The sequence below is a fragment of the Thermococcus indicus genome, from assembly GCF_006274605.1.
Taxonomy (GTDB): domain Archaea; phylum Methanobacteriota_B; class Thermococci; order Thermococcales; family Thermococcaceae; genus Thermococcus; species Thermococcus indicus.
Window position 1 is genome coordinate 1,957,616 of sequence record NZ_CP040846.1, and the last position, 18,035, is coordinate 1,975,650.

The 18,035-nt window shown below is 56.5% G+C and carries 22 protein-coding genes; 10 read left to right on the forward strand and 12 right to left on the reverse strand.

What is annotated here, in order from left to right; genetic code table 11:
* Genes FH039_RS10620 through FH039_RS10630 form a run of 3 tightly spaced genes read left to right on the forward strand, consistent with a single transcriptional unit; the run spans position 1 to position 3,229 of the window.
* The gene (locus FH039_RS10620) at positions 1–930 is read left to right on the forward strand and encodes a UbiA family prenyltransferase (protein WP_168188404.1); all 930 of its coding nucleotides are present in this window, start codon (positions 1–3) and stop codon (positions 928–930) included.
* On the forward strand, positions 908–2,653 hold the full coding sequence (locus tag FH039_RS10625) for an endonuclease/exonuclease/phosphatase family protein (protein WP_139681833.1): 1,746 nt from the start codon (positions 908–910) through the stop codon (positions 2,651–2,653). Before FH039_RS10620 ends, FH039_RS10625 begins: the two co-directional genes overlap by 23 nt.
* 36 nt (positions 2,654–2,689) lie before the next feature.
* Entirely contained in the window at positions 2,690–3,229 is a 540-nt protein-coding gene (locus FH039_RS10630; protein ID WP_139681296.1) for an RNA 2'-phosphotransferase, read from the forward strand.
* Here the strand turns inward: FH039_RS10630 and FH039_RS10635 are convergent.
* The 5 genes from FH039_RS10635 to FH039_RS10655 all read right to left on the reverse strand — a co-directional run bounded on the left by FH039_RS10635 (position 3,213) and on the right by FH039_RS10655 (position 9,271).
* Entirely contained in the window at positions 3,213–4,448 is a 1,236-nt protein-coding gene (locus FH039_RS10635) for an MFS transporter (protein WP_139681297.1), read from the reverse strand. The genes FH039_RS10630 and FH039_RS10635 overlap by 17 nt on opposite strands.
* Positions 4,449–4,689: 241 nt before the next feature.
* Positions 4,690–5,850 (reverse strand): NAD(P)/FAD-dependent oxidoreductase, encoded by a 1,161-nt coding sequence (locus tag FH039_RS10640; RefSeq protein ID WP_139681298.1) that lies wholly within the window; start codon positions 5,848–5,850, stop codon positions 4,690–4,692.
* A gap of 1 nt (position 5,851) precedes the next feature.
* Positions 5,852–7,339, reverse strand: a complete 1,488-nt coding sequence (locus FH039_RS10645; RefSeq protein ID WP_139681299.1) for an FAD-dependent oxidoreductase — start codon at positions 7,337–7,339, stop codon at positions 5,852–5,854.
* 136 nt (positions 7,340–7,475) lie between these two features.
* Complete coding sequence (locus FH039_RS10650; RefSeq protein WP_139681300.1) at positions 7,476–9,095, reverse strand: sodium/proline symporter; 1,620 nt, start codon at positions 9,093–9,095, stop codon at positions 7,476–7,478.
* Positions 9,092–9,271, reverse strand: a complete 180-nt coding sequence (locus tag FH039_RS10655; protein ID WP_139681301.1) for a hypothetical protein — start codon at positions 9,269–9,271, stop codon at positions 9,092–9,094. Before FH039_RS10655 ends, FH039_RS10650 begins: the two co-directional genes overlap by 4 nt.
* Before the next feature lie 180 nt (positions 9,272–9,451).
* Between FH039_RS10655 and FH039_RS10660 the strand changes: the two genes are divergently transcribed.
* Positions 9,452–9,937 carry a hypothetical protein gene (locus tag FH039_RS10660; RefSeq protein ID WP_139681302.1) on the forward strand — a complete coding sequence of 162 codons (486 nt, stop codon included), beginning with the start codon at positions 9,452–9,454 and terminating at the stop codon, positions 9,935–9,937.
* A gap of 102 nt (positions 9,938–10,039) precedes the next feature.
* Here the strand turns inward: FH039_RS10660 and FH039_RS10665 are convergent, their stop codons facing one another.
* The 3 genes from FH039_RS10665 to FH039_RS10675 are packed head-to-tail and all read right to left on the reverse strand — an operon-like array spanning position 10,040 to position 11,974.
* Positions 10,040–10,432: a HEPN domain-containing protein gene (locus FH039_RS10665; protein ID WP_139681303.1), complete on the reverse strand. Its 393-nt coding sequence runs from the start codon at positions 10,430–10,432 to the stop codon at positions 10,040–10,042.
* Complete coding sequence (locus tag FH039_RS10670) at positions 10,429–10,749, reverse strand: nucleotidyltransferase domain-containing protein (protein WP_139681304.1); 321 nt, start codon at positions 10,747–10,749, stop codon at positions 10,429–10,431. The genes FH039_RS10665 and FH039_RS10670 overlap by 4 nt, the downstream gene beginning before the upstream one ends.
* Positions 10,750–10,807: 58 nt before the next feature.
* Positions 10,808–11,974, reverse strand: coding sequence for an OBG GTPase family GTP-binding protein (locus tag FH039_RS10675; protein ID WP_139681305.1), 1,167 nt, complete (start codon positions 11,972–11,974; stop codon positions 10,808–10,810).
* 119 nt (positions 11,975–12,093) lie between these two features.
* On the opposite strand from FH039_RS10675, the gene FH039_RS10680 reads away from it, so the two are divergent.
* The 6 genes from FH039_RS10680 to FH039_RS10705 all read left to right on the forward strand — a co-directional run bounded on the left by FH039_RS10680 (position 12,094) and on the right by FH039_RS10705 (position 15,577).
* Positions 12,094–12,546, forward strand: a complete 453-nt coding sequence (locus FH039_RS10680; RefSeq protein ID WP_139681834.1) for an Lrp/AsnC family transcriptional regulator — start codon at positions 12,094–12,096, stop codon at positions 12,544–12,546.
* A gap of 74 nt (positions 12,547–12,620) precedes the next feature.
* Positions 12,621–13,121, forward strand: a complete 501-nt coding sequence (gene pfpI / locus FH039_RS10685) for a deglycase PfpI (RefSeq protein ID WP_139681306.1) — start codon at positions 12,621–12,623, stop codon at positions 13,119–13,121.
* A 109-nt stretch (positions 13,122–13,230) separates the two neighbouring features.
* A complete protein-coding gene (locus FH039_RS10690) occupies positions 13,231–13,956 on the forward strand; it encodes a hypothetical protein (protein ID WP_139681307.1) in 726 nt (241 codons plus the stop codon).
* 33 nt (positions 13,957–13,989) lie between these two features.
* On the forward strand, positions 13,990–14,421 hold the full coding sequence (locus FH039_RS10695; RefSeq protein ID WP_139681835.1) for a PspC domain-containing protein: 432 nt from the start codon (positions 13,990–13,992) through the stop codon (positions 14,419–14,421).
* A 1-nt stretch (position 14,422) separates the two neighbouring features.
* Positions 14,423–14,650 (forward strand): hypothetical protein, encoded by a 228-nt coding sequence (locus FH039_RS10700; RefSeq protein ID WP_139681308.1) that lies wholly within the window; start codon positions 14,423–14,425, stop codon positions 14,648–14,650.
* Entirely contained in the window at positions 14,651–15,577 is a 927-nt protein-coding gene (locus FH039_RS10705) for a triphosphoribosyl-dephospho-CoA synthase (RefSeq protein WP_139681309.1), read from the forward strand.
* On the opposite strand, the gene FH039_RS10710 is transcribed toward FH039_RS10705, so the two are convergent.
* The 4 genes from FH039_RS10710 to FH039_RS10725 all read right to left on the reverse strand — a co-directional run bounded on the left by FH039_RS10710 (position 15,561) and on the right by FH039_RS10725 (position 17,990).
* Positions 15,561–15,842, reverse strand: a complete 282-nt coding sequence (locus FH039_RS10710) for a family 4A encapsulin nanocompartment shell protein (RefSeq protein WP_058939337.1) — start codon at positions 15,840–15,842, stop codon at positions 15,561–15,563. The genes FH039_RS10705 and FH039_RS10710 overlap by 17 nt on opposite strands.
* Before the next feature lie 48 nt (positions 15,843–15,890).
* A complete protein-coding gene (locus tag FH039_RS10715; RefSeq protein ID WP_139681310.1) occupies positions 15,891–16,769 on the reverse strand; it encodes a hypothetical protein in 879 nt (292 codons plus the stop codon).
* 122 nt (positions 16,770–16,891) lie between these two features.
* Positions 16,892–17,533 carry a neutral amino acid NAAT transporter SnatA gene (gene snatA, locus FH039_RS10720; RefSeq protein WP_139681311.1) on the reverse strand — a complete coding sequence of 214 codons (642 nt, stop codon included), beginning with the start codon at positions 17,531–17,533 and terminating at the stop codon, positions 16,892–16,894.
* 40 nt (positions 17,534–17,573) lie between these two features.
* The gene (locus FH039_RS10725) at positions 17,574–17,990 is read right to left on the reverse strand and encodes an OsmC family protein (protein WP_139681837.1); all 417 of its coding nucleotides are present in this window, start codon (positions 17,988–17,990) and stop codon (positions 17,574–17,576) included.
* Positions 17,991–18,035: the final 45 nt, after the last annotated feature.

The following is an 18,035-nucleotide window of genomic DNA, read 5'->3' on the forward strand; positions in this document are numbered from 1 at the left end:
TTGGCCCCTGCCATCTTCTCTCTTCTTCGTCCCAAGTTCGCCCTCCCCTCGCTCGTTCCAGGGTTAATTGCGTTTACCATAGCGCGCTACCACTACGGCGTCTCCTTCACGGTGGATTTTCTCATTGCGATGCTCGTAATCTTCCTTGTGGCCTCCGCCGGCCTCGTCATCAACGAGTACTACGACTACGAGCTGGATCTCCTTGCGAACAGAACCGAACTCCCACTCGTGAGTGGGGAGGTGGGCCTTAGAACGGCGAGGCTCCTCGGTTATGGCCTCTTCCTTCCGGCAATTCTTCTCGCCGGGCTGATATCCATCCGGGCCGTCGCGATAACCCTCGTTGCGTCCTTTCTGGCCATAGCTTACTCCGCTCCACCCCTGCGCTTCAAGGCGAGGGCTTTCCTTGACTCCCTCACCAACGGTCTCACCTACGGACCGGTTACCATGGGGCTGGTCTTCGAGTCGCTCGGTTTGTCTGCCAGATGGGCGGTTGTGTACTCGCTTCCCTTCCTCGTTCTCCTGTCAGCGGGCCATATGCTCCTCGCGGTGCCGACGATAGATGAAGACCTGGCCCTTGGTGCGAGGACTTCGGCGGCTTTTCTCGGAAAGGAGAGGGATATAAAGGTGGGGATGTTCCTCTTCGCGGTCTCCTCGCTCATGGTGGTCGCGTACTGCCTCTTAGGCTATTATCCTCTGCCCTCGCTATCCTTCCTCCCATTTATGGGCTATTCAATCCTTCAGCTTCGGAACTGGCTCATGGGGCGGACAGGCGAAAGGTCTTCAGAAAGATGGAGGAGGCGTTCCTTCTCGGGGCTCTGGCATTCCTGCTGCCCTTCTTCCTCTGAGCAATTGGAACATCAACAAAGTTTAAGTGCCCTCCCAACAACTTGGGTTTTAGGTGATGGATATGAACGTGGACGAGAGGGATAAAATACTGCTCGGTCTTGGAACCGGGGTGCTGCTGGCATCGTCCATGAGGATCTTCGTTTCAGGGGCCTACTCGAGCCTCGAGAAGACCTTCTTCTATGGGATGAACTTCCCATCCGGGCTGGGAATCCTCCTGCTCCTTCTCGCTGCCTTCCTCGTCGGAAGGATGAGTAGAAAGGCTGGAGCGGCCATAATAGCGGCCTACGCGATAGCCGTTCTGATAACCGATGCGACCGAATACACGCATCTAATAGCGGCCTTTGCCCTTCCGGTCGCTCTGGCACTCGTCAAGGAGCTCGACGTCAAGTACCTAATCATGGGACTCGTCGCCGACCTGAGCCTCCGCGTCTTGGCTGTGGGAACCGAGCCGGTCGACTTCCCCTACACACGAATACCTCTGGCGCTCTTTCTGCTGCTCGGTTCCTACGCCCTCTGGAAGGAACCCGGAACCCTCAAGAAGCCGGGCTTCGGTCTCTACGCCTTCGCCGCTCTGCTTGAGCTCGGTCTCATCTACCCCAACGCAATCATGCGCTATTCTGGAATAACGGTCTACTACCTGCCCCAATTCATAGGCTTCTCCTTTGTCGTGGCCTTAGCCCTCCTCCTGGGGCCGTATCTTGCGAGAAAGCCTGAAATAGCTATGGCGCTCCTCATAATCGGCTCGGCGACGCTCTTCCTCAAGCCTCTCTCGCTCCTGGGCCTTCCCGTAGCCCTCGCCTCAGCCATTGCACTCGTTGAGAGCGCAAAGGGAAGCAGGGGAGGTGTCATCGGGGCATTTTACCTCTTCCTGACGGCAACGCTCGCGATAGGTGCCTACGTGGGCAGGGACATCGGTCTGCCATTCATGGAGGACAGACTCGAGGCGCTGATTTTGGTTGCATCGATGATCTACATCCTCTCCGCCTACGGGAAAAAGGTGGAGGTGGAACTTCCGAGGGCAAGGGAGATAGCCGGCCCCCTCGCCGGCCTGGCCCTTGCCTCTGTCATAGTTCTGGCGCTCTTCAACGCTGGACCGACCTACGTGGAGGCCAAGAAAGACGTCCTGATCTGGACCTACAACGTCCACCAGGGCTTCGGCCCCTATGACGGCACCTTCAACGGCTACGAACTGGTTAATCTCCTGTCAGAGCAGAGGCCTGACATCTGGCTCGGCCAGGAAGTTGTGGGAGGAATGATTGCAAACGCCTACCAGGATGTGCCCCTCTTCGTATCGGCCCACCTCGGATACGCCTACGAGTACAAGCCGGCCGTTGAGGGAACCTATGGAATAGCGGTCTTTTCCCACTGGCACATGAAGACGGAAGGCGAGCTCAACCTCGAGAGCGTCGGTCAGGCGAGGCCGGCCCAGAAAGTAACAATCGAGGAGCTTGGGATTACCATCGTCAACGTCCACATGGGGCTCAGCGAGGAGGAGCGCGCGATGCAGGCGGAAGAGCTTTTGAAGTTCGCCGAAGCGGCACCGACGGCTCAAATAATAGCCGGCGACACCAACGCCGAGCCGGACGAGAGGACGATAGAGATGCTCACGCGCGATTACCGCGATGCTTTCCCCGAGAGGCCGCCGTATACGTTCCTCTGGGAGCGCAACGGGGTGGTCGACAAGGAGAACATCGACTACATCCTGCTGAAGAACGGCTGGCCGGCGAGGGCCAAGGACTACGGCTGCCTCTGCGACGTCCTCGTGTCGGACCACAGGCCGGTGTGGGCTTTGGTAGAACTGCCGTGAGGTTTGGTTTTTAACCTCTTTCTCCAACTTTTCTCCATGCCGCCGAGGGTTAAGGTCAGCAGGCTGATGGCCTACATTCTCCGCCACTCGCCGGAGGAGTTCGGCCTAAAACCCGACGTTGAGGGCTTCGTCCCGCTTGACGAGTTAATCGGGGCGCTCCGAACGGTCTATCCCGGCGTTACGGAGGAGCTCGTAAGGGAGATTGTTGAGAATGATCCGAAGGGGCGCTACGAGATTAGGGGAGATAAAATCCGCGCACGCTACGGCCACAGCTTTGAGGTTTCTTTAAACCACGAGGAGGACAGAGAGTCAAAAATCCTCTACCACGGCACGCCGAGGAGGAACCTTAAGCGGATTATGCGAGAGGGGCTTAAGCCGATGAGGAGACAGTTCGTCCATCTAACAACGAGCAGGGAAGAAGCTTTAGAAACCGGCAGGAGGCACGGGAGGGACGTCGCTCTGCTCATCATCGATGCCGACTGCCTGAAGAAGAGAGGATTAAAGGTTTACAAAGCTGGAAAGAACGTGAGGATAGTGAAGCGCGTTCCGCCCGAGTGCATCACCCTGGAAGTCTGAGCGCTAAGAGGAACGCCAGTCCAAGGGGGATCAGCGTGCCCACGAAGTTCAGGGTGAAGCTTATCCCCGAGAGGTAGCCGCCGATTAGCGGTCCAACAACCCAGCCGAGGCTCATCATAGCGTTGAGCATGCCCATCCCCTGGGCCCTCTCACCCACCTTGACGTTTTGAGCTACGTAGGCAGAGGTGGAATTTATCGTCAGAACCCATTTAACGCCCGAGAGAAAAGCGACTCCAAAGACGAGCCAGACGTTTTTGACCAGAGCGTAGAGCAGGAAGGCCAAGCCATAACCGGCTATCGCTGTGAGATAGAACCTTTTTGCCCCGTGTCTGTCTATCAGCTTTCCGAGGAAGTAGCCCGTTAACGCGGCCGCGAGGCTCTCTATTCCAAAGATAACGCCAACGCTCCACTCTCCGAAGGCCTCCCTGAAGTAAACCGAGGAGACGCTGTAGAACTGCCCGCTGGCAACCATGACGAGGAAGACCGTAACGTAGAAGAGGCCGAGATGACCGCGCATGAGCCTTCTAAAGGCCGAACCCTTAACTGTTGAACGCCACCCCTTTCTTCCCTCCTGCACGAGGATTATACCGAGGAGCGAACGTCTTCCTGTGGGGCGCTCCCTGATCAGGAGGACTATTCCAGCTGAAAGGAATAAGAGAAAGCCGGAAATCAGAAAGAGTTTCCTGACGCCGAGGTAACGGACTATGGCAGAACCCAAAAAGTTTCCCACCATGTAGCCTGCGTTCTCAATGGAGTTGAAGAGGCCGAATATAGAGCCTGCCCTCGTCGAGAGCTCCGAGATGAGCGCGGAGTGGGCCGGCATCATGGCGGAACCGAAGATTCCCTGAAGAGTTCTGAGGAGCAAGACTCCAGTTGCAGAGCCGACGAAAGCCATAACCATGTAAAAGAGACCTATTGAAGCCGTTCCAAAGGCTATGAAGCTCTTTCTGTTGCCGGATGAATCCGACAGCCAGCCGAAGGGGTATTGAAAGATCGTTGATGTGAGGTTAAAGGCGACGCTCAAGAGACCGACCATAAACATGCTCGCGCCGAGGAGGCGCATGTAGACGCCGAGGTAGGGAAAGGCCATTCCAAATGACACGTTTGCCATAAACATGGCTACGGCCAAGATGAGGACGTTTTTCCTCTTAATTTGAAGCTTTCTGAGCTTTCCTGCCTTCTCCCTGCGTCCCTGAAGGACAACCCGTTCCCTCTTCATCGAGCGCCCCTATGGAAAGGCTCTTATAAAATTTCTCCCGAACTGACCATCTTCCCGCCCCGAGGGGCGAGGCTTTCAAAAGAAGAAAGTAAATCCTAACTCCCCCTTTCTTCTGGGAGTAATAACTGTGTAGAGGTCTATAGCCATCAGCATGACCTAGGAGAATCAACGCGGTACATGATTCCACCCAGAGGTGTTAGGCTCGAAAATATTTAAGGATAGCGAGAGAGAAAAGGAAAGTTCAGCCCATCTGAATCGCCGTCGTTCTCAGTTCTCCCCTTTCGAAGCGGTAGGGGTCGTACCACTCCACGGGTAGGTCGGTTCTTCCCTTCGTAACCAGGTCCGCCACCATCTCCGCCACAGCCGGCGCCATCATGAAGCCGTGCCCGCTGAAGCCTGCCGCTATGTAGTAGTCGCTCAGCTCCTCTATCTTTCCTATGGCGGCGTTGCTGTCGGGTGTCTTCGCGTAGTAACCGGCCCACGTCCTCAGTATGAGGAGCTCCCTCAGTGCCGGGATAATCTTGGTGAAGTAGTAGCTCACCTCGCGCATGAACTCGTAGGTCGGGTTGAGGTCATAAGTTGGTCCCAGCTCGTAGCCTACTCCGCCAACGACACCGCCGTGGGCGGTCTGGGTGAGGTAGGCGTGGCCGTACTTGAAGGAGATGACCATCGGATTTATCGAGCCCTTCTTTATCGGCTGCGTGATGACGGCCTGGTGCTTGTAGGGCTCTATGGGTATCCGGGTCTTTATCCCGGCCATCGCGTTTATGAGCTTGGCCCAGGCGTTGGTGGCGTTGATTACCGTGCCGGTCCTGATGACTCCCCTGTTTGTTTTCAGTCCCTTTATCTCGCCGTTCTCGATGAGGAAGTCCTTAACTTCAGTGTACTCCACAAGTTTTGCCCCGAATTCCTCCGCGTGGAGGGCAAACTTCGCGGTCGAGTGGAAGGGGTCAGCTTTTCCGTCGGTCGGGTTCCAGGACGCCGCTATAACCTCGCTGATATCTAAAAGCGGGACTATCTCCTTCGCTTCCTCGGGCGTTATTAGCCTCGTTGGGACGCCGAAGCGGTTCTGAATCGCTATGTTGCGCCTGAACTCCTCAACCTCATCGTCGTCGTAGAGCAGGAAGAGGTAGCCCGTCTGCTCGAAGGAGAAGCCGTATTCCTCGCTGTACTTCTTCCACAGCTCGACGGAGCGCTTCATGACCTGGACGTTCGCTTCATCGTTGAACTGCTGCCTTATGCCCGTTCCGCAGCGGAAGGTGGAACCGGAGCCGATGAAGCGCTTCTCTATTACCGTGACCTCCTCACCGCGTTTTGCCAGCTCGTGAGCTATGGTGACCCCGATTATTCCCCCACCGATGATGACGATTTCACTCCTCCCGGGAAGCTCTTTGCTCGGCATTTCAGTTCCCCCCCGCAGTGACCTTCATCTTAACGTTCTTGAGCGGCGGTCTCGCGACCGGTATATCGAGCCTGTCCATTGGCGTTCCCGCCCTCTGTGAAACCACGACCGCTCCGTTGAAGAGGCAGAAGCGGCCCTGGCAGAAGCCCATCGCGAGGTGCGTTAGGCGCTTGATTATCTGCAGGTCGGTTATTCCGGCCCTGACCACGTCATCCACCTTCCTCAGAGAAACGTCGCAGCCGCATATCTGGACGTCATCGAGGTTGAGGCTTCCGAAGTCTATGCTCTGAACCTGCACCGCCTCCGGTTCGTACTCCTCCAGTTTCTCCGCGTAGATGCACGGCTCGGCGTCGAAGCCGAACTCCCTCAGAATGTACGCCCCGACGAGCCTGCCCTCCAGGTAGTTCGCGTAGTGCGGCTTTATGCTGACGGCGCTGCCGGCGACGTAGATTCCGTCGCGGATCCTGTGCTGGGAGTCGAGAACCGGGGTGTAATAGCCGTGCTTGAAGGCCAGCTTTCCGCCGGCCTGGGTCGGCGGGTTGATGTCGGGCCTTCTTCCCTCGGCCATCACGACGGCATCGACCTCGTAGGTGTTTCCGTTCGTGTCGATGAGCCTCTCGACCTTTTCGCTGCCTTCAACGCGCCTGGGATTCGGGATGACGATGTACTCGATGCCCCAGCGGTCGAGCTCGGCCGTTATCTCCCCCGGCTTGCTTCCCACGACCGCGACCTTTCTTCCCGGGGCAACTCCCCAGACGTTGAGAACCTCCAGGAGGTCGGAGCGCCTGAACACACCCGGCATGTCGTTGTTCTCGAAGAGGTGGATGTTGTCAACTGCCCCAACGGCCAGAACGACGCGCTTTGCCATGACCTCGATGAGCTGATCTCCCTTGACTATAGGCACGAGGAAGTACTCTCCCTTGTCGAAGACGCCGAGGGCGATCGTACCCTTGAAAACCCTGACGTTCTCGTTGAACTTCCCGGTGAGCTCCCTAACGACTTCCTGGGGGGACTTCTCCCCAAAGCCCTCCTGGGACAGGCCCTTGAGCCAGAGGTCGCCTCCGAGCCAGCCTTTTTCCTCGATTATCGCGACGGTGAGGTGCTCCTGAACCTCGAGAACGGTTCCGATTCCAGCCGGTCCAGCCCCGATGACGGCCACATCAACGACCATCCTTTCAACCGGCTTGCCTTCGTCTACCTCAACGGTCTCCTGGAAGTCCCCGTAGCCCTGTCTCTCCAGCCTCATACCGTCTCTGACCTTCGTCTTGCGCGCGTTGATGTTCTTGATTCCGTCGATGACCATCGGAACCGGACCGAAGGTGAACGCTCCCCTCTTCCTCCCTTCGGTGCTTGTGGTGAGCCAGTACACCCCGTTGGCGAGGAGTGCGACTGTAATCTTTTCTCCCTCGTAGGCCTCGTAGGGCTTTCCTTCAAAATAGATGGTGATCCGCTTAGAAGGGTCCTTCTCGGTCAGGTCGAGTGGCCTCATGTTCCCACCTCGAAAATTTTACAAGAGCATCCTCCTCTATACACCAATGCTTATAAATGTTAGGTTGACCAAAAATGGTTCAAAACCATTGGTTTAATAGCCTTTTTAGTCCAAAAATAACGGGGAAAGAAGGGAATCAGGCGATTCCCTTGGCAAGGACGAACTCGGCGACGTTCTCGACCTGGCTCTTGGCCCTGGTCTCGGTGATGCTCTTCTTGCCGGTGCCCTCGATGGAAACCTTCTTGAATATCTCCTCGTGGAGCTTGACGACGTCTTCGGGCGGCTTCGTGAGCAGGCTGACGATTATGATGACTATCAACGTCACGAAGAAGTTGATGAAGAACACTGGAATGCCGTTGAACCATCCGCCGATGGTGCCGAAGAAGCCCGGAGCGTCCGGGTTGAAGGCCCAGCCGTATATCTTTGCCTCGAAGATGACCTCGCTGATGAGACCGTAGGCCATTCCGACTATCGCTCCCTCCTTGGTCGTCCTCTTCCACCAGAGGCTCAGGACAAGGATCGGGCCGAAGCCGACCGCGAGACCGCCCCAAGCTGTAGCGACCATCTGGTAGATGACCTTCGGGCCGCTTATGGCGAACCAGAGGCCGACGAGGGCAACGCCGGCAACGACGAGCCTCGATATGTTGACCATCTGCTTCTTGCCGAGCTCCCTTCCGAGGACCTTGTGGTAGAAGTCCCTAGCTATAGCGGAGGACGCGACGAGGAGCTGTGAATCTGCGGTGCTCATGACGGCCGAGATTATACCCGCGATGACGAAACCTGCCAACCAGCTCGGCATGAGCTCAACCGCCATGGCCGGGATGATCTTCTCGGGGTCGCTGACCTGGAGCATTCCGGCGTGGTACATCGCGAAGCCCAGGAAGCCCGCAAAGAACGCGCCCCAGAGGACGAGTATGGTCCAGGTACCGCTGATGAAGATACCCGGTCTCCTGAGCTTCCTCGGGTCCTCAACGCTCATGTAGCGGGTGACGATGTGGGGCTGGCCCAGGTAGCCGACTATCCAGGAGGCGTAGCCTATCGCGAAAACTATTGCCGCCATTCCTGTGGCGCCGCCGAACGGGTGCAGCTTGGCCGGGTCCGCGCTGGCTATTATCGCCGTGGCCTTATCGAAGCCGCCTATCTCTGAGAGCGCAAGGAACGGCACTATGATGAGCGTCAGCAGCATGAACATTGCCTGAACGACGTCGGTCCAGACGACCGCGAAGAATCCACCGGTGATAACGTATGCCGTCAGGATGATGACGGTTATGATGATTCCGGTGTTGTCGCTTATGCCGAAGCCCTCCGCGAAGGTCTTTCCTCCGGCCGTGAACTGGGCGGCGACGTAGGCGGTCATGAAGATGACGATTATCAGCGCGCTCAGAATTCTTATCAGCTTGGTGTCGTCCTTCAGGCGAGCCTCGAGGTAGTCGGGGACGGTTATTGCCCTGAATTTACCGGCGTATATCCTTAACCTCGGCCCGATAAGGACGTAATCGGCGAGGGTACCGAAGAGACAGCCGATTCCGGCCCAGAAGGCACCGAGACCGCTGGAGAACGCCGCACCCGGATAACCGAGCATCAACCAGCCCGAGAAGTCGCTCGCCTTGTCTGAGAGGGTTGCCGCTAAAACGTGCACCTTTCTTCCGCCAACGAAGTACTGGTCCTCCGTTTTGGTGTAGCGGTTGGCCCACCAGCCTATGTAAGCCAGGAGGGCGAGGTACACCAGGAATCCGAGGAGAATTCCGCTGTTCATGCCTTACCCTCCTCCTTGAGCTGTTCCATAAGGTCCTCGTCGTAGGCCAGAATCTCGTCGTCCACGTAGTACTCCTTGCCGGTTATCCTGTCCCAGTAGCCGTAGAGCAACATCGTCAAAATCCCAAGAAACGTTGGCACAAGCAGCGTTGCCCAGGCTTCACCACTCAACCCCATTCCAACCCACCTCAATACACCAATGTAGATTAAAGAGCATCAGCTCACTAATATGTGTTTGACGAATATAAATTTATTGGTTTAATTATTCCGGATTATGAACGCAATATTCTGAAACTGTGACAAAATTGGCGCAATCGTTAATAATACAGTCCGATGTATAATTAACGGTGCTGGAATATGAAGGTCAGTATAATGAGGCCTATATTCAGACCGGAGGATGTCCCGGATCCCAGCTTTGTGCTGTACCCGTACCACATCTTCCATCTGAAGCTCTTCTACAAACGCCTGGGCAAAAGCGACCGCGTTCTAGATTACTTTGCCTACGTGGACCTCTACCGCCTGGGCGCGGAGAGGGGGGACGGGTTCATAGACCTCTACGAGTGGGACGTGGAGGAGAGGAGCATCATGGAGCCGCTCGTCGATTACGAGGAGGCCAGGATGAAGGCCTTCGAAAGCGCGATAACCTGGGGGAACTCAAGGATCGTCTCCTGGTGGCTTCCCAGAATAGAGATAGTTCGGGAAGCGCGGGCCTACAAGGTGTTCTGGCTCTACGAGAGAGATAGGGAAAAGCTCCTCATGGACAGCCTCGACGGGAAGGAGTTCAGCCTCGACGCGGTAACCGGAAAGGGCGGGAGGAAGTGCAAGGGGGCATGGTGCAGGTAAACGAAAGACAAGGGGGCTCCGCCTTCATCTTCTCCAGAAGAGCATCGAGGTTGACGCTGGCCTGCAACGGACACCACCCGTAAGAGTACGGCGTGGGAGTATTTAGGGGCTTCGGCCTTTCAACCTTTCCAAGACGAACTCCCGCACTTTTGAGGCCAGTTCAATGGCTTCTCTGGCCTCCTCAATATCGGGCTCAAAAAGACCCGGGTACCTAGTCTCGACAGCGTACTCCGCGAGCCGGTCAACCTCTTCCTTCAGCAAGTCTTTGAAGGAAGGGTCTATCTTGGAGCACTCCAGAATGAGGGCCTTGAGGTCATGCGTTTTTGAAACCGGCCTGTAGTGATGGATGAGGAATGCCTTCAGGAACTTCTCTGCGGCCTGCTGTGCGTGGAAGCATATTATCCACGGTGCAGGCTTCTTAAAACCTATGAGGGCTTCCGCCGTGAAGAGGTCTTCTTCGGCCCGCTTTATCCACGCCGCCACGTCGGGCCTCATATCTTTATTCCCTCCCTGGCGGCGTAGTAGTATATGAATCCCGGAGAACTCTCGTATCTTTCAAATGCTTTCTTTGACACTATCACAAGGTCAAGGGGAACGTCAACACGCCTGTAAACGCTGTACCACAATTCCCTGTATTTCTTTCTGTCTACCTCTTCTGAAATTATGACGAGAACGTCCCAGTCTGAACTCTCCCTGAAGTCTCCCCTTGCCCTGGAGCCAAAGAGGAGAACTTCCTCTACATTAACACCCCTCTTCGAGAACTCCTCCAGAATAATGCTTTTTATCCTCCTTGCAACTTCCCTGCTCCCCATCAGTGAAACTTTCCCCATTAAATTATTTATGGGTTTCGCCGAGGGAAAAAAGGAAGCCTCACCTCGCGTGAATCTCCACTATGTCCCCGTCCTCGAGCACGTGGTCGGCTCCAACGCGCTGGCCCGGGAACTTGACGCTCTTGCCCCAGACGCGGGCGTAGCGGAAGTTCTTGGCGAAGTCCTTGTGGATTCTCTCGGCTAAGTCCATAACCGTTGAGCCCTTCTTCAGAGGCACCGGCGGATAGGCCGGCTCCTCGCCGGGGCTCTTGGTGAAGACGCGGATGATTCCGGCCAGGTCGTAGAGCTCGTCCTTGAGCTTGTCCAGCTGTATCTTCCTCTTCGCCGAGACGGGGATTATCTTGAACCTGTCGCCGTAGGCCTCAACGAGCTTCTCGTAGTTCTCCTTGCTGCCAGGAGCGTCGCCCTTGTTGGCTATGATTATCGCCCTCCTCCAGACGAGGCTCTCGTCGAGGGCATCCGCGAAGTCCTCCAGCGTTACAGGTTCTTTCACCGTTATCTCCGCGGAGTGAATCCTCTCCTCGCGGAGCATCTTCATGACCTCGCTTATATCGCCCTTGATGTTCTCCTGGCCGTTGATGACAATTCCGCCCATCGCGGTCCTCTTTATCTCAACCCTCGGGCGGCGCTTGTTGAGCTTTATTCCCGCCCTCTCGAACTCCTTGAGGAGGGTTTCCAGCTGCTTTACCGGGTCCTGGGACAGGTCAACGACTATGGCTATCGCGTCGGCGTTTCGGATAACGCTGAGAAGCTGCGGCCCCATGCCCTTTCCAAGGGCGGCGCCCTCAACGAGGCCCGGAACCTCGACGAGCTGTATCTGAACGTCCCTGTGGTGCATCATTCCCGGGATGGGTTCGACGGTGGTGAAGGCGTAGTCCGCGACGTCGGCGTCGACGTTTGTGAGGGCCTTCATGAGTGAGCTCTTTCCAACGTTCGGGAGGCCAGCGAGGACTATCTGTGCCGCGCCCTCTTTCCTGACGCTCAGCGATGGGCCGCCACCGCCCTTCTTCATCTGGCGCTGCTTCTCCAGCTCCTTTCTCAGCTCGGCGAGCTTTCGCTTTATCTGGAGTCTGAGCTTTTCCGTTCCCTTGTGCTTGGGGACGGTGGCGTACATCTTCTCAAGGGCGCGGATCTTCTCTGGAATAGTCTTGGCGTTCCTGTACTCCTCCTCCGCCGCCAGATACTCCGCTGTGACGTTCGTTGGCATCGCTGACCCTCCCAGAACTTCTAGAGGTAAAAGGTGAGCGGCGTTTTATAAAAGTATGGTTCTCCAAAATCGGCAAGTTTATATAACCCTTCGAAAATTTTTTACCGGCGGTGATGCTCATGCGAATGGGTTTGGACGATACCGACAAGAGGATCCTCTCAATCCTCCAGAAGAACAGCAGAACGCCCCTGAGGGAGATTTCCAAGGAGGTCGGGCTGGCGGAGTCGACGGTCTATGAGAGGATCAAAAAGCTGAAGGACAGGGGCATAATAAAGAAGTTCACGGTCATACTTGACCCCGACTCCCTCGGTTTCCAGATCCTGGCGTTCATCCTCATAAAATCCAAGGCCGGCATGTACGCTCACGTCGCCAACGAGCTCAAGCAGCACCCCCAGATCGTCGAGATATACGAGACCACCGGCGACTACGACATGCTGGTCAAAATCAGAACCGGCGGGAGCGACGAGCTCAACGAGTTCCTCGACACCATCGGGGAGATCGACGGCGTCGTGGCAACCCACACCATGGTCGTCCTCAAGATACACAAGGAGACCACGGAGCTTCCCCTTTGACCACTTTTGGCCAGAAAGGGTTATAAATATCCCATTTCTATTTCCCTCTAAGCGTTTGGATGGAGGTGTTTGAGATGAAGGTGCTGTTTCTTAGTGCCGACGGTTTTGAAGACCTGGAGCTTATATACCCCCTCCACAGGCTCAAGGAGGAGGGGCACGAGGTCTATGTGGCGAGCTTCGAGAGGGGCAAGATAACCGGCAAGCACGGCTATTCCGTCGAGGTTCAGCTGGCATTTGAGGAGGTTGATCCGGACGAGTTCGACGCCCTCGTCCTGCCTGGAGGAAAGGCACCGGAGATAGTCAGACTCAACGAGAAGGCAGTTGAGATAACCAGGAAGATGTTCGAGGCCGGTAAACCGGTCGCCAGCATCTGCCATGGCCCGCAGATACTCATCTCGGCCGGCGTGCTGAGGGGCAGGAAGGGGACCAGCACGATAACCATCAGGGACGACGTGAAGAACGCCGGAGCCGAGTGGGTGAACGAGGAGGTAGTCGTTGACGGCAACTGGGTGAGCTCGAGGCACCCCGGCGACCTCTACGCCTGGATGAGGGAGTTTGTGAAGCTTCTCAAGTGATGTTTACTCTATTTTCTGTTTCCTTTGGTGCTGGTTACAATGCAGGGGTGACTTTCAACAGGCGTAACCTTTATACGGGCTGGTGGTGATACCGTTCCGGTGGGATGGAATGAGAAGAGAAGGTGGTTTCTCCACGGTTCTCCTCGGTGGGGTTCTGCTCGCGCTCCTGGTTGGAACCATAGTGGTTGTCCTCGCCCTCAGCGGGCATATCCAGATAGAAGGCCTGGCCCCCAGGAAGGTCGCCGGGAAGCTTGAGGAGGTTGGCAGGTTCAATGCCGGTGCGATAGTTGTAACGAACGTGGTCGGCGACGTCCGCCTGGTCGAATCGAACGTCAGCGGGGTGGTGGTCAGGAGCAACATCCCGCTCAACGCCAGCTACCGGGACGGCCTCCTGACAGTGTACTGTCCCGACAAGAAGACATTTCTGGGGAGACACAACGTGTGTTCTGACTACCGGAACGGTACGGTGGTCATTGAGGTCGGTTCCACCCTCGCCGACGTCTGGTTCCGCGGGCTGGTTGGGAACGTTGAGGTCGATGTCGATGCAACCAGGATAATAGTGGAGGACATGGTGGGGGACCTCGTTTCTACTCCCGCGGCAGAATACCGGCTTGAGGACGTGGTTGGCGATGTCTCGATAGTCGCCGGAAACGACGTTACGATAAAGGACGTGGTCGGTGACGTGGCCATCTCCGTTCCGGTCAACCTCTCGGTTCAGCTCAACGCCGAGGACATCGTTGGGGACGTCAGGAACTCCCACTCGGGGGAGGGGATGCCGATCCTCATCACAGTCTCGGACGTGGTTGGCGACGTCGAGGTGGGGAATGACTTTTAAGCCTCCGGGACCTTTCTTCCCCGGGTGAGAGAGATGGTGAGAAAACTCGTGAGGTCCAATCGTAACAGGATGCTCCTAGGCGTTCTTGGGGGCATAGCCGAGCATCTCGAGCTGGATCCGGCCCTCGTCAGGCTGCTCTTCGTTGTGCTCCTCGTCTTCAACCCGGTTGCAATGACGCTCCTCTACTTTGTGGCGGCCCTGGTAATACCGGAGGAGGGGGAGGAGAAAGAAAAGCCCCTCCCGGACAGGTTCAATGAGCTCGTGGACGAGACTGAGGAAAGGCTTGGGGAAGTCTTCTCCGGCGATGAGAACTCGAAGGCGATAGCGGTTGTTCTCATAATACTCGGTGCGGTGCTCTTAGCCGGGCCCTTCATGCCCGTTCTCCTCCCGGCCATGGACTTCAGGACGCTATTGGCCGTTGCGTTCCTGGTGATAGGAATCATCCTGCTCGTTAGGGGGGACTGAGATGAGGACTCTCGGCTGGATTTTCGTTTTCCTGGGCATTCTCCTTCTTCTGAGGGAGTTCCAGCCATCTTTCCTGGACTGGCTCAGACCGTATGCACCGTACATAAGGGATGCTTTCTGGGGTGTGACTTTGGTGGCCTTTGGCCTCTACACCCTGACGAGAAGAGCCCTCAGAAGGGCCGTGCTGGTGCTCTACCTCATCTACCTGCTGCTGTACCTGGTGGTGTGAATGGAGCGGTGGAGAATAGTCCGCGCCTTCACCCTCGGTCCGCTCCTCGAGGCGGCCGTTCCGAAGCCTGGCAACGTGAGCAGGCTCAGGGACTTCGACGACCTCACCCTCTACCACTTTCTCTTCGCAGATACCGCCGTCACCGGGGTGTACTATGAGGCTGTGAAGACGGCGGAGCTCCTGAGGAAGGGCATCCTCGAGCCCCGGGAAGCGGGACTCGGCGAGCTGATAAAGCGGGCGGTTCAGGCATCGCGCGAGGCTCAGGACGCCAACCCCAACTTTGGTATCATTGCCCTCTCGCTTCCCCTCATCATGGGGATGACGATTGGGAGGAACATGCTCGATGCGAGGAAAAAGGCGAGGCTTCTGATAGAGGAATCAACCGTCAGGGACACGATGGAGTTCTACCGGGCGATAAGGATAGCCAACCCCAAGGGAATTCCCAGCGGGGTCAAGTACGACGTCTACTCCGACGATTCCTTCAGGGAGCTTTTCCAGGACGGGATAAACTTAGCCAAGCTAGCAGAGATGAGCTGCGAACGCGAGCTGATATTCTGCGAATGGCTCAACGAATACGAGCTGAGCTACTCCACCTTCGGAAGGCTCTACGAGCTGATAAAGGAGCTCCCGCTGGAGGACGCCGTCGTGAGGGCCTTCGTTGAGCTGCTCGCGACAAACCTCGACACGCTGATAGTCAGGAAGGCAGGCCTGGAGGAGGCCAAGCTCGTTCGGGAGAACGCCGGGAAGGTTTTCGCCGGGGAACTCAGCGTTGAGGAGTTCGATGCTTTCATGCGCGAGAGGGGCGACCTGAGAAATCCCGGCAGCCTGGCGGACGTCATGGCCGTCTCGCTCAGCCTGCTCGTTCTCAGGGGATTGAGGATAGAATTGAGAAACGGAAGGGTCTGGGGAATTATAGGACGACCTTGAAGCGCTTCGCCCCGCCCAGGCCGAGGCCCAGCGCCTTGCTGTCAATGACGACGGCGTCGCCGCCGAGTTCGTCGAGCATGCGTATCTTTAGACCGGAGAGCTCGAAAACCTCCTCCTCGTCGCCGAACTCCTCGTTTATCTGCGCCTTTATGAACTCGTAGGCCTCTTTTCCTAGAAGGACCACGTCTGGCTCGTATCCGTCGAGCTTCAGCTCGTTTGCCTTCTCCTCCGCGGTGCTCAGAACACGGATCAGGTCGCCTCTCATGGCTTACACCGGAGGAAGTTGTCGTGAGGGACTAAAAATGTGCCGGTTCTAACTTTCACCGGAACAGTTCTCCCCACCGGCGGTGAACGCCTCGGCGTATGCCTTTACGACTTCCTCGTCACCCATTATCATGAGGACTCTCACCAGTTCCATGCCCTTGACCTCAGAGAATTCGACGTAGAGGCAATCGTCGCCTCTGCGGTAGAGTTTGGCACTCAACGGCCTGAAATACTCGTTCTCGGCGGGTTTTCTCTCCAGGGCGACTTCCCCAAATCCCTTAGCCTTTATGGCATCATCGAGTTGCGCAATCACCGCCTCAACCGGACACGTGCAGGTCCCGGTGAGCCCTGTTCTCCTTCTCTCCGAGATGCCGCCGCTCATCAGGAAGTCCGTCCCGTTCGAGTTCGCGAGGTTCTCCGTTACCTCCCAGGTGGCGTTTTTCACTGGTATCACGTAGTGGGCGAAATAAACGTCCCCAGCAGGCAGTTCGAGGTCCTGCCTTTTTATCGCCCCCCTGTTTCCGGCAACCACCGGGTAGTACATTCCCCTCGCGGTATCGTTGTTCTCGAAGAAGACGGCACTGCCGGCCAGGGTGCACTTTGGTGCTATCCCCATCTCAGCCGGCCAGTCCTCCGCGTGCAGGAAACCGCTGCTCTTTCCTTCGCTCAGTGATACCTTTGGAACGAACTCCAGGAAATCAGTAAACTCCACCATGCGGTTGTCCACGAGCTCCCTGACGCTCCAGCCGGTCCAGGCGTTTGCGTGGGTGAACTGGGGCTCCGTCTCAAGCGTGCAGGTTACGGTGGAGTAGTCCACCCCGTCGCTGGAGTCCTGGCTTGGTAACTGGTTCCCGGATATGTAGTAACCCAGCGTGAGAACCACAACAATAGAAAGAATCAGGGCGGCAACCTTTACGTTCCTGTCCATTTTGGAGCCACCTTATTACACGATAGGGCATTCTGCTATTTAACCCTTCCTATCATCAAAAGTGAAAATCTAGCCAAAATGAGGCTATAAAAATTTAAGTCCCGGGCAATAAATATGAAACTCTAAAGCCCGAACGCCCCCTTGATGCCGTTGATTATCATCTGAACGGCCATCGAGGTGAGTATGAGACCCATCATCCTCGTCATCACCTTTATTCCCACCCTGCCGAGCCTCTCCTGTATCCTGTTGGAGGAGCAAAGGACCAGCCAGACGGTCAGGCCTATCGCGAGTATACTGGCTATCACCGTGGCCTTTCCCGGAACATCGTGGCTCTTCGCCATGTAGAGCATGACCGTGGTTATGGCTCCGGGGCCCGAGATAAGGGGTATGGCGAGCGGGATTATGGCGACCTCCTCCAGCGTAACCACTTCCTCGCTGAACTCCTCCGTCTCCTCCCTGCTTATCTTGACCGTCGAGAGCCGGCCCGAGAGCATGTCCATCGCCATCTTGAAGAGGAGTATTCCCCCGGCTATCGCGAAGGCGTCCGTGCTGGAGCCGAAGAACTTGAATATCCACTCCCCTATGAGGGCGAAGACGATGAGGGTCACGATGACGGTGGTGGCGGTTTTCTGCGCTATCTCCCTTCTCTGGCTCCAGGAAAGGTCGTGGGTGACCCCGAGGAAGACTGGAACCGCTCCGACCGGATTCGTTATCGCGAACAGGCCGCCGTAGAGTATGACGAAGTACTTCAGGTACTCGAGCAAGCTACCACCCTTCCGGGCCGGAGAAGAGGGGGTTAAAAAGTTAATCCTTCCCCCCGCGGATAATCTCGAAGGAGTACGTGACCTCAGCACCGCTCAGTTTAACTTGGGCAGAGGCCGAGCAGTATTTGTTCTGGCTCAGCTCTATCGCGCGCCTGGCCTTCTCCTCCTTCACGTCGCCATATATCCTGTAGTGGAGGTGAATTTTCCAGTATATCTTCGGGTGCTCCTCCCTCCTCTCGCCGCTGATCTCGACCTCCAGCCCTTCGATCGGCTCGCGCATCTTCTGGAGAATCATGACGACGTCGTAGGCGGTGCAGCCAGCAACACTCAGAAGGAGGAGCTTCATGGGGCTTATCCCGCCCTCCCCAAGTATGACGGAGCATTTGTCGCTCTCCACCCTGCCGATGAACTGATAGTCCTTGAACCACTCAACCTTTCCCCGCACAGGTTCGGTCATGAGCATCACCGGTTCCACCTCGGGCAAGGCCTTTAAAGGGGTTTC